Annotated in this window: 1 pseudogene; it reads left to right on the top strand. The window is 66.6% G+C overall.

Annotated features, from left to right (window positions below):
• Positions 1–713: pseudogene (locus tag ABD323_RS41995) on the top strand (FAD/NAD(P)-binding protein); the annotation flags it as partial.
• Positions 714–876 lie beyond the last annotated feature (163 nt).

The raw sequence follows: 876 nt of genomic DNA on the forward strand, positions 1-876 counted from the left end.
AGTCGGGCCGGTCGGTGGTCTCGGTCACAGCCACGGAGGAGAAGCACTTCATCGAGGCCGACCTGGTGGTCTCCAACTTCGGCCGGGAGTCGGATTACAGCCGGGTCGGCCAGTCGCTCTGGCGGAACCTCCTCCGGAAGGGGATCGCGGTCCCCCATGCGCGCACCGGGCGCGGCCTGGAGGTCGACGGCCAGGGCGCGTTGTTGACCTCCGAAGGGGAGCCGGCCGGTCCGATCTCCGCGGTCGGGGTGCTGCGGGAGGGCGACGAGATCGTCCGGAACGGCCGGACCGGCGCTTTCACCTTCAATCTCGCCGCCATCAAGAACCACTCGATCGCGGTAGCCGCCCGCGCGATCGAGCAGCTGGGACTCCGGGGAGACGAGTTGGCCCCAAACATGGCTCAATTCCATGGCCATGTCAGCAAGTTCGAGGAAGCGACCCCGGACGGCTTCGAGGAGGCTGTTCTCCTGGAGGCGAAGAGGCTGGCCACCCGGTCTCGAAGTGAGCGGGAACTGATCGATGCTCAATTGGACACCCGACTCCGATCCGTGGGCGAACTTCTGACCCTCCAACCGGATGATTCCCAGTACGACCGTCTGATCAGGGCGGTCGTCAACCGCGCCGCTGTCGAACGGCTCACCGACATCTCCGTGACGCCACGTCAGCTGCGCCGACAACTGGGGCTGGCGAACGCCGAGGAGCTGGAGGACTAGGTGAGCGGGCGACGGATTCAGGGATTCCTGTTGAGCGGTGGCACGCAGAGCGTTCTGCGCGGCACCTGCAATCGCACGAGAACTCCACGCGAGGGATCCATCCTCGTCCCCCCTTCCCTGGAAGCCCCTCTGTACGAGGCGATCGTGGCGGCGAGCGGGGTCG

It is taken from the genome of Kitasatospora nipponensis (assembly GCF_039528135.1).
In the GTDB taxonomy this organism is placed as follows: Bacteria; Actinomycetota; Actinomycetes; order Streptomycetales; family Streptomycetaceae; genus Kitasatospora; species Kitasatospora nipponensis.